The organism is Streptomyces coryli, from assembly GCF_011044975.1.
In the GTDB taxonomy this organism is placed as follows: Bacteria; Actinomycetota; Actinomycetes; order Streptomycetales; family Streptomycetaceae; genus Streptomyces; species Streptomyces coryli.
Window position 1 is genome coordinate 1 of record NZ_JAAKZV010000266.1, and the last position, 10,223, is coordinate 10,223.

Annotated in this window: 8 protein-coding genes and 1 pseudogene; 7 read left to right on the forward strand and 2 right to left on the reverse strand. The window is 72.3% G+C overall.

Translation table 11 applies throughout. The features are described 5' to 3' along the window. A partial coding sequence (locus G5C51_RS35465; protein ID WP_165243864.1) for a LysE family translocator occupies window positions 1-521 on the forward strand: 521 nt, incomplete at its 5' end. An 83-nt stretch (window positions 522-604) separates the two neighbouring features. On the opposite strand, the gene G5C51_RS35470 is transcribed toward G5C51_RS35465, so the two are convergent. Further along, entirely contained in the window at window positions 605-2,122 is a 1,518-nt protein-coding gene (locus G5C51_RS35470; protein WP_165243866.1) for a trypsin-like peptidase domain-containing protein, read from the reverse strand. A 174-nt stretch (window positions 2,123-2,296) separates the two neighbouring features. Here G5C51_RS35470 and G5C51_RS35475 point away from each other — a divergent pair, with 174 nt between their 5' ends. The 3 genes from G5C51_RS35475 (at window position 2,297) to G5C51_RS35485 (ending at window position 4,830) form a co-directional block, all read left to right on the forward strand. Then, entirely contained in the window at window positions 2,297-3,139 is an 843-nt protein-coding gene (locus tag G5C51_RS35475; protein ID WP_165243868.1) for a glycerophosphodiester phosphodiesterase, read from the forward strand. Between the two features lie 50 nt (window positions 3,140-3,189). Then, window positions 3,190-3,750: an ATP-binding protein gene (locus G5C51_RS35480; RefSeq protein ID WP_165243870.1), complete on the forward strand. Its 561-nt coding sequence runs from the start codon at window positions 3,190-3,192 to the stop codon at window positions 3,748-3,750. Between the two features lie 114 nt (window positions 3,751-3,864). Further along, a complete protein-coding gene (locus G5C51_RS35485; RefSeq protein WP_165243872.1) occupies window positions 3,865-4,830 on the forward strand; it encodes a DUF5926 family protein in 966 nt (321 codons plus the stop codon). A 177-nt stretch (window positions 4,831-5,007) separates the two neighbouring features. On the opposite strand, the gene G5C51_RS35490 is transcribed toward G5C51_RS35485, so the two are convergent. Beyond that, complete coding sequence (locus tag G5C51_RS35490) at window positions 5,008-5,757, reverse strand: bifunctional DNA primase/polymerase (protein WP_165243874.1); 750 nt, start codon at window positions 5,755-5,757, stop codon at window positions 5,008-5,010. Window positions 5,758-6,291: 534 nt separating this feature from the next. On the opposite strand from G5C51_RS35490, the gene G5C51_RS35495 reads away from it, so the two are divergent. The 3 genes and pseudogenes from G5C51_RS35495 to G5C51_RS43860 all read left to right on the forward strand — a co-directional run bounded on the left by G5C51_RS35495 (window position 6,292) and on the right by G5C51_RS43860 (window position 10,127). Next, entirely contained in the window at window positions 6,292-7,668 is a 1,377-nt protein-coding gene (locus G5C51_RS35495) for a PP2C family protein-serine/threonine phosphatase (RefSeq protein ID WP_338118419.1), read from the forward strand. Window positions 7,669-7,741: 73 nt separating this feature from the next. Then, window positions 7,742-9,277 carry an aminopeptidase P family protein gene (locus G5C51_RS35500; protein ID WP_165243878.1) on the forward strand — a complete coding sequence of 512 codons (1,536 nt, stop codon included), beginning with the start codon at window positions 7,742-7,744 and terminating at the stop codon, window positions 9,275-9,277. Between the two features lie 62 nt (window positions 9,278-9,339). Continuing rightward, window positions 9,340-10,127: pseudogene (locus G5C51_RS43860) on the forward strand (ABC transporter ATP-binding protein). Window positions 10,128-10,223: the final 96 nt, after the last annotated feature.

Sequence of the window (10,223 nt, forward strand, 5' to 3'; positions counted from 1 at the left end):
GGGTCGGGGCGTCGCTCGGGGTGAGTGCGCTGCTGACCGCGTCGACCGTCGCGTACGAGACGCTGCGGTGGGCCGGGGTCTGCTATCTGCTCTGGATGGGCGGGCGGATGGTGTGGGGGAGTCTGCGGCGGCACGGGCGGCCGACAGCGGATGAGCGGGCGGATGTCGGCACCACCTACGCCGGCACCACCGACGACGGCACCACCGACGCCGAGCGCGGCGGCATCGCCGCGGGCGTGCGGCGCGGGCTGCTGACCAATCTGCTCAATCCCAAGGTCGGGGTGTTCTACGTCGCGCTGCTGCCGCAGTTCATTCCGGAGGGGGCCAATCATCTCGCCTTCGGGACCCTGCTCACCTCCGTGCACATCCTCTTCGGCGTCCTCTGGTCCGCCCTCGTCGTCGGCTTCGCCCGGGTGCTGCGGCGGTGGCTGACCGGGGCGCGGGCGCGGCGGGTCATGGACCGGGTCACCGGGGGTGTGGTCATCGGCTTCGGCGTGCAGCTCGCCACCGCGCAGAAGTAGTCCGGCGGGCGCGGCGCGACGGAGGCCCTGGACAGCGACCGGGGAGTCGTCGCCGTCCAGGGCCTCCGGGCCCTACGCCACCGTCAGCTGTCGCCCTTGCGCGCGTCCAGCGTGACCGTCGCCGTCTTGGTCTTGCCGTCGCTCTTCCAGGTGAGCTTCACCTTCTCGCCCGGCTTGTGGGTCCACAGCTGGCCGATGAGGGTCGGGCCGCTGTCGATGACCGTGTCGTCGATCTTGGTGATGACGTCGCCGGGCTTCACGCCCGCCTCGTCGGCCGGGCCGCCGGGGGTGACCGCGTCCGCGCCCTCGTCGCTGACCTTGGCGCCGGAGCCCTGGTAGGAGTTGTCCACCGAGACGCCGATGACCGCGTACACCGGCTCGCCGGTCTTGATCAGCTCGCCGGCCACGTACTTCGCCTGGTTGATCGGGATCGCGAAGCCGAGGCCGACCGAGCCGCCCTGCTGGCCGCCGAACGGGTTCTCGCCCCCGCCGCCGGTCTGGATGGCGGAGTTGACGCCGATGACGTTGCCGGCCGAGTCGAGCAGCGGGCCGCCCGAGTTGCCGGGGTTGATCGAAGCGTCGGTCTGCAGGGCGTTCATGTACGAGTTCTTGCTGCCGGTCTCGTCCGAGGACGCCACCGGGCGGTTCTTGGCGCTGATGATGCCGGTGGTGACCGTGCCGGACAGGCCGAACGGGGCGCCGATCGCGATGGTCTGGTCGCCGACGTCGACCTTGTCGGAGTCGCCGAGCCGGAGCGGGGTGAGCTTGACGTCGCCCGCCTTCTCCAGCTTGATGACCGCGACGTCGTAGCCCTGCGCCCGGCCGACCACCTTGGCGTCGTACGTCTTGCCGTTGGAGAACGTGGCCGTCAGCTGACCGCCCTGGGCGGCCGAGGCGACGACGTGGTTGTTGGTCAGGATGTGGCCCTGCCGGTCGTATACGAAGCCGGTGCCGGTGCCGCCGCTGCCGCCGCTGCCGCGGGCCTCGATCGTGACGACGGACTGGAGCGCCTTGTTCGCGATGGCGGCCACCGAGCCCGGCGGGTTCTCGATCTTCTGGTTGTTCTCGGGTGCGGAGATCGGGGTGGAGCCGTCGGAGTTCTGGTCGTTCGCGGCCCAGTAGCCGATGCCGCCGCCGATGCCGCCCGCCACCAGCGCGGCGGCGAGTGCCCCGGCGACCAGCCCGCCGGCGACCTTCTTCTTGCCCGGATCCCCGGGCTGGTCGGGCAGCGGCTCACCGGGCGTACCCCAGCCGGCCCAGCCACCGCACCCGCCGGACCCGCCGGCGTCCCCGCCTCCGGGCGGCGGAGGCGGCGGCGCACCCCACGCGGGCCGCTCCGGCGGCTCCACGCCGGCGGTCGTCTCCGCATCGCTCACCGGACGGCTCGGCTCAGAACCGCCCACCGGACGCGTCGGCTCGTGCTCGCCCGCCGGCCGAACCGGCCCCGGCTCACCCACCGACCGAGTCGTCTCCGGCTCACCCACCGGACGAGTGGCACCCGCCCCCTCGCCCGTACGCTCATCGCCTCTCTCGCTCGGAGCCCCTGCCGCCGGCGGGAAACCCGGACGCGGCGGCGTCCCGTCGTCGTTCGAGGTGCTCACAGCTGTCTCCTCTTCTAGTACTCACGCCACCTTCGAGCGAATACCCTCTCGCTAGGTTGCCTCACAGCGGATCAGTGGCCCGTAAGGCTCAAGCTGAGATGATTCTTAAATCCTTTACGCCGGACAATCCGGGCGCATCCGCACGCGGGCAGACGAGGGTGGCACCATGACCCGATGAGCAGCGCCCAACCCGCTCCGCGGCCCTCTTCGCGCCCCGCCGTGGTCGCCCACCGCGGCGCCTCGGAAGAAGCCCCCGAGCACACCCTCGCGGCGTACCGCACCGCGATCGAGGAGGGCGCCGACGCCCTCGAGTGCGACATCCGGCTCACCGCCGACGGGCACCTGGTCTGCGTGCACGACCGCCGGGTGAACCGCACCTCCAACGGCCGCGGCGCCGTCTCCACCCTGGAGCTCGCCGACCTGGCGCAGCTGGACTTCGGCTCCTGGAAGGGGGCCGACAAGGACGGCGACGAGGCGGCCGACGAGGCCCCCGACTGGGATCACGACGAGTTCACCTCCGTACTGACCCTGGAGCGCCTGCTCGAACTCGTCGTGGACGCGGGCCGCCGCGTCGAGCTCGCCATCGAGACCAAGCACCCCACCCGCTGGGCGGGCCATGTCGAGGCCCGCCTGATCGAGCTGCTGACCCGCTTCGGCCTGACGACGGGCACCCCGGACGCGCCGTCACCCGTCCGCGTGATGAGCTTCTCCGCCCGCTCGCTGCACCGCGTGCAGGCCGCGGCCCCTGCCATCCCCACGGTGTTCCTGATGCAGTTCGTCCGCCCCCGCTACCGCGAGGGCCGGCTGCCGCCCGGCGTGACGATCGCCGGGCCGAGCCTGCGGATCATCCGCCGCGACCCCGGTTACGTGTCCCGGGTGCACCGGGCCGGCAACCAGGTGCACGTGTGGACGGTGAACGAGCCGGCGGACCTGGCGATGTGCGCGCAGCTCGGCGTGGACGCCGTCATCACCAACCGGCCGCGGGCCGCGCGGGAGCTGCTGACGCAGCGGGACTGACGACTACGCAGCGCACACCGGCGCATCCATTACGTTATCGATCGTAACGAGTGCATCAAGGGATCACAGATGGCCGGTTTCCGATCCATCACCCGGGGGCATCTCTCCCGTGGCGTGGGGCAGAGGAGGTCTCGGGGGTGGTGACGCACTTGGTGGCACAACAGGTGCCGGCGTCGTCGACCATGGCCGTAACCCATGGTCCTGCGGGCGTCGGCGACGCACGGCGACGGATGCGCAATGAGCTTCTCGCGGCGGGGGCGCCGGAATCGGCGGTCGACGACGCTGTCCTGATCCTTTCGGAACTGCTCAGCAACGCCTGCCGCCATGCGCGGCCGCTGGCCGACGGCGGCGTGGAGAACGTCCGCGCCGACTGGTCGCTCGATGAGCGCGGCTGCATCACGGTTTCCGTTACGGACGGAGGCGGCCCGACCCGCCCACTTCCGGCCAAGCCCTCGGTCACGGCGCGGGGCGGCCGGGGGCTCGCGATCATCCGGCGGCTGTCGCGGGACTGGGGAGTCTCGTACGCGGTGGGTGAGGTCACGGTGTGGGCTGTGGTGGGGCCGAGCGTGCCGGCTTCGCGGGAGTTCGCCGGGATGGATGAGTTGCTGTAGGACGGGGCAGGCGCGGGGCGAAGTCACCGGATTTCCGCGGCCGCAAGGGCGCCGGGCGTGGCAGCGGTAGGCTCGCCATCCGTACAGAACGCCCCGAAGACGGAGTCATCTCCCATGGCCAAGAAGCGCCGCCCGCAGCCCACCGCCAAGGTGAAGGCCGACGCCGACGTTCCCGTCGTCGGTGCCCGCGAGCCCTGCCCCTGCGGCTCCGGCCGCCGGTACAAGGCCTGTCACGGCCGTGCCGCCGCCCAGGCCGCCACCGAGCTGGTGCAGCGGCCCTTCGAGGGGATCCCGGGCGAGGCCGACTGGGTCGCGCTGCGCGAGCTGGTGCCGGCGGGTTCCGCCGAGCTCAAGCTCAAGGACGGGCTGCCGGAGGGCGTGCCCGCCGTGACGCTCGCCACCGTGCTGCCCACCGCCTGGCCCGCGCTGCGCCGCGACAACGGCGAGGTCATGATCGGCCTGCAGAACGACACCGCCACCGGCGACATCAGCCGCGACCTCGCGGACGTACTCAAGAGGGCCCTGGAAGCCGAGCCCGGCTCCCCCGTCGAGGCGGCCCAGCGCACCACCAATGACGGGCCGCGGCTGCAGGATCTGCTCGACCCGGATACGCCGCTGGCCCCGACCGTCCACGACGGCTTTGAGTTCTGGCTGGACGACGCCGAGGCCGCCACGGCCGAGGTCAACGCCTCGCTGGAGCGCGCGAACGAGGCCGTGCTGCCGACCGCCCGGCTCACCGGCGTCGAGGCGGCGTACTGGTGCGAGACGCCGGAGAAGAACCACCTGCGCTGGGTGATGACCCACCCCGAGGAGCAGCTCCTCGACGCGCTGGCCCGGCTGCACGCCGCCGGCGACTCGTCGCTGGGCGAGGGCACCCGGCTCGTCGGCTCCTTCCGGGCGCACGGCCTGACCGTCCCGGTGTGGGACCTGCCGTCCGCGATGTCCGCCGACGACTGCGAGAAGCCCGCGGCCGAATTCGCCGAGCGGCTGGCCACGGCGCTCGCCGTGAAGGAGCCGCTCACCGCCGACGAGCGGCGGGCCCGCGGCGGCCTGACCAACCGGCAGATCACTCTCAGCTGATCAATTACATACCGTCGGGTATGACCCGGCTATGAGGATGGCGTATATCTCGCTGGATTCAGACGATCGAATTTGCGATACGCGCATTCCTTGTTACCGTCACTCTTAGCCCGGTCGCTGGTGCATCCCCCGTCGCCAGCGACCGGGCCCTTCTATGCCCGGGGCCGCGCCCCGGGCCTACTGCCCGGCCCGCGCCGCGAGTTGTGCGCACGCGGCGGTCAGCTCGCCGATCACCGCGGTGACATCCGGCAACCACGGTGCCGCAACCACACCGCGCTCGCCGGCCGGAAGAACCGGCTCCCGCTCCCACCGCACCGGACCGGCCCCGGTCCGCGAAGGCGGCAGCGCCAGATATCCGCCGTCGCCGTGGAAACGCAGCGTCCCCGGCACCCAGTCCTGCGCGTTCAGCACCTCGCCGAGCTCGGACAGCGAGTACGGGCGCACCAGCACCGCCCACCGGTCAGGGGTCGCGACGACCGGACCGGTCCGTACGCCGGCCCGGTCCAGGGCACCCAACGCCCGCGCCCCGGCCACCGCCGGCAGACTCACCGCGCTCGCGCCGCGCCCGCCGGTGGCGAGCAGCACCGGCGCGTCCGGGCGCTGCTCCCACCACCAGCCCACCATCCGCGCGTCGGTGGTGGCGGCGAGCAGGCCCGGCTCGAAGGGATGGGCGCCCGCCGCCGTGCAGTCGGGATACGGGCAGGCGCAGCCGGCACCGCGGGATGCCTGCACGGCGCCGGCCGTACGCACCGCTCTCGCCGCCCGCGCCGCTCTGGTCACTGCGCCTACGCCCCGCGGCTCGCGCAGCCCCGCACCGGGGAGCACGGGCCACTGCCACCGCGTGGCGCAGGTCAACGCCGTTTCGGATTCGGTCTGCGGTCGCAGCTTGCGCCGGAGCCTGCGCCGCTTTCCGGGGGTCTCGCGCATCAGCGCTCGTCCTTTCCGTGCAACATCGGCAGGCATGATCGCCTAAGGGACAGCTGTCCGTTCACATACCGGGTCGTTCACAAGAGGTGTGCGGGTCGTACGTTCAGCATGGCGCGAGTCTGCGCTCGCGCGGCGGGTTTACGCCTATGGTGCCGCTCTTTGCCGCGGGCCCTCGGCACGTATTCAACACGTACCAGCCACCGTACGTTTCTTAAGACGCCTCGCCCTCGCGGCGGGTTCCTTCGAGCCCTACTGCTCCTGTTCCCCCAGGGCCAAGTCGACAGCAGATGACACTCGAATGGGTCATTTTTCAGCCAACACAACTTCCCCATGGACACCACCATTCACACCGCGGCAACGCTGGACATCACGTCACCAGTCCGTGTAAATGTGGACTAATTCTGGACGTATTGCTGACGGCAGTCGCAGGACTTGGGGGTTGCAAATGCCTGTGAGCAGCGAAGTTCCACTCGATGCAGGGCCCGCCGCAAGGCGTGAAAGCCGGCGGCCTTGAGCACGCCACCACTCCGGAATGTGGCCGGAATTGAACTCCCACGCGCCGCCGCCGCGCACCCCACCGAGACTGCCGGTGCCGCGGCCTTCAGCCAGGATCACCTCGCGGCATGGGTCACCGATCTCACCACACTGCACGAGTTGATCGGCAGCCTCACCGGCACCTCCGGCCTCGACGCCGCGCTGTACGAGGTGGTCCGCGCGGGCGCCGCGCTGGCCGGCGCCCGGCGCGGCTACCTGGCGCTGCAGCCCCCCGACGGCCGCGGCCCGGACAGCTGCACCGGGCTCGGCCTCGGCCGCGCCGAACTCGGGGCGATCGAGACGGTGCCGCGGCAGTCGTCCTCACCCGGCCGGCTTCTCGACGGCGACATCACGCCACCGCAGCCGGCCACCGCGGCGCCGGCCCCGGCCCCGACGCCGCTGCCCGCCGAGATCTGCCACCCCGACCTGGCCCGCGAGGCCGGCCTCGACCCGCGCCACCAGGAGGTCGCCCGCCGCCTCGGCGCCGCCGCGAGCTACGCGGTCCCGCTCGACTGCGCCTCCGGCGGCGGCCGGATCGGCGCCATCGTCTGGCTCTACGACGAGCCGGCCCAGCCCACCGACCGGCAACGCCACCTCATCGCCCTCTACGCCCGGCACGCCGCCGACCACCTCGCCCGCCGCCTCGAACTGGCCCGCGCCACAAAGGCGTTGACGGCCGTACGCGACGGGCTGCTGCCCGCCCGCCTGCCGCAGGTCCCCAACACCGGCCTGGCGGTGCGGCATCTGAGCGGCCCGCGCGGCGGCGGCGACTGGTACGACGTGCTGCCGCTCCCCGACGGAGCGCTCGGCCTGGCAATCGGCTCGGTGAACGGCGCGGGGGCGCCCGCGGTGGCGGCCATGGGCCGGCTGCGCGCCTCCCTGCGCGCCTATGCCGTCATGGAGGGCGAGGACCCGGTCGCGGTGCTCAGCGACCTCGAGCTGCTGATGCGGCAGACCGAGCCGTCGCGCAGCGCCACGGCGCTCTTCGGCTACGTCGAGCCGGGCCGGCGGCGCCTCGTACTCGCCGGGGCCGGGCACTGCCCGCCGCTGATCACCGGGGAGTCGCGGACCGAGTTCGCCGAGACCACCCTCTCCGCGCCGCTCGGAATGCTGGCCTGCTGGGAGGCGCCGAGCGTGGAGATCACCCCGGCACCGGGCGAGACGCTGCTGCTCTACACCGACGGCCTGCTGCACCGCACCGGCGACCCGATGGAGCGCGCGATGGCCCGCCTGCATCAGGCCGCCGCCTGCGCCCCGGCGGCGGTCCGCCGCGACCCGGAGCTGCTCGCCGATCACGTAGTGCGACTGCTGGTCCCCGATCTGGAGGCGGATCATCCGGAGGACGTGGTGCTGCTGGCGGTGCGACTGGCACCGTAAGCCGCCGGTGAGCGCGGGGGGTGCGGTCCGTCACAGGGCTGTGTCCCATTCGTCCCCTTGCCACGCCCATACGATGGATGGCATACGCAGAAGCATCTGGCAGGAGGCAGCCGTGACCGAGTCGCACGCCGACGTGCAGGCCGAGGCACCTGACGACACCGCCCCGGAGACCACCGAGGGCGATCAGGAACAGGCGATAAAGCAGCGGAAGAACGGCCTCTACGGCGGCGTCTCCGACGAGCTCGCGGAGAACATGAAGCAGGGCTGGGCCGACACCGAGCGGCACGACCTGGAGCCGATCCCGCAGGCCGCGCACACCGCCCGCCGCCGCGCCGCGCTCTCGGCGGCCTTCCCCGGCGACCGGCTGGTGATCCCGGCCGGCAACCTGAAGGTCCGCGCCAACGACACGGACTACCCGTTCCGCCCCTCCTCGGACTACGCCTACCTCACCGGCGACAGGACCGAGGACGGCGTGCTGGTCCTGGAGCCGAAGGACGGCGGCCACCAGGCGACGGCGTACCTGCTGCCGCGCTCCGACCGCGAGAACGGCGAGTTCTGGCTGAGCGGCCAGGGCGAGCTGTGGGTCGGCCGCCGCAACAGCCTCACCGAGAACGAGAAGCTGCTCGGCCTGCCCGTAAAGGACGTCCGCGAGCTGCCCGAGGCGCTGCGCGAGGCCACGGGGCCTGTACGCGTGCTGCGCGGCTACGACGCCGGCATCGAGGCCGCGCTGGCCGACAAGGTCACCGCCGAGCGGGACGAGGAGTTCCGCGTCTTCCTCTCCGAGATGCGCCGGGTCAAGGACGACTTCGAGATCGCCGAGCTGGCCTTCGCCTGCGAGGCCACTTCGCGCGGCTTCGAGGACGTCGTACGGGTCCTGGACAAGGCCGAGGCGACCAGCGAGCGCTACATCGAGGGCACCTTCTTCCTCCGCGCCCGCGTCGAGGGCAATGACGTCGGCTACGGCTCCATCTGCGCCTCGGGCCCGCACGCCACGACGCTGCACTGGGTCCGTAACGACGGCGCGGTCCGCTCCGGCGACCTGCTGCTGCTGGACGCGGGTGTCGAGACGAACAACCTCTACACCGCGGACGTGACCCGCACGCTGCCGATCAGCGGCACCTTCACGCCGGTCCAGCGCAAGATCTACGACGCCGTGTACGAGGCCCAGGAGGCCGGCATCGCGGCGGTCAAGCCGGGCGCCCCGTACCGCGCCTTCCACGACGCCGCCCAGCGGGTGCTCGCGGAGAAGCTCGTCGAGTGGGGCCTGCTCGGCGACCTCGATGCGGACAAGGTTCTCGAGCTCGGCCTGCAGCGCCGCTGGACCCTGCACGGCACCGGCCACATGCTCGGCATCGACGTGCACGACTGCGCGGCGGCCCGCACCGAGCAGTACGTGAACGGCGACCTGGAGCCGGGCATCTGCCTGACGGTCGAGCCGGGCCTGTACTTCCAGGCGGACGACCTGTCCGTGCCCGAGGAGTACCGCGGCATCGGCGTCCGCATCGAGGACGACATCCTCGTCACCGAGGACGGCAACCGGAACCTCTCCGGCATGCTGCCCCGCACCTCCGCCGACATCGAGGCCTGGATGGCGCGGCTCAAGGGCTGAGACACCCCGGCGCCCGCGGCGGCACCGGGCGTAATCTCCGCAAGATCCGAAGGAGGTTACGCATGGCGGGTGTTGTCGCGGAGCTGACCGGCGTCGGAGTGCGGCGCTACACGACGGACCAGGTGATCCTCGACGAGATCTCCTGGACGGTACGGGCCGGGGAGCACTGGGCGCTCCTCGGCCCGAACGGCGCCGGCAAGACGACGGTGCTGCGGCTGCTCGGCGCCGTCATGCACCCCACGGTCGGCACGGTCGACGTCCTCGGCCACCGCATCGGCCGCGTAGACATGCGCGAACTGCGCGCGGCGATCGGCTTCGTGAGCTCCGCGCAGAAGGTCCCGCTGGACGCGACGGCGCACACGGTGGTGCTGACGGGTGCGACCGGGACGGTGCAGCCCTATGGCGCAAATACGACGCGGAGACCCGCGACCGCGCCCACGAACTCCTCTCCGAGCTGGACCTGAAGGAGCTGGCGGACCGCGCCTACGGCGTCTGCTCAGGCGGCCAGCGCGCCCGCATCCTGATCGCGCGTGCGCTGATGTCCGACCCCGGACTGCTGCTCTTGGACGAGCCGTTCAACGCCCTCGACCTGCCGTCCCGCGAGGACCTGGTCGACGCGATGGACCGCCTGGCGACGAGCCGCCCGTCGCTAGCGACGGTGACGGTCACACACCACCTGGAGGAGCTGGCCCCGAGCGTGGGCCACGCGCTGCTGCTACGGGAGGGCCGGACGCAGGCGGCGGGTCCGGTGGCGGAGGTACTGACCGGGAAGCGGCTGACGGAGTGCTTCGGCCGGGCGATCGCGGTGGAACGGAGCGGCGGACGCTGGCTGGCGCGCTCGGCGACGTGAATTCAAGCCCGCCCGGCGCTTGAGGGCGAGGCGCGCAGCGCCGACGGGGCCCGGGGCGGAGCCCCGGTGCTCAGCGCTCCGGCACGGAGCAACGGG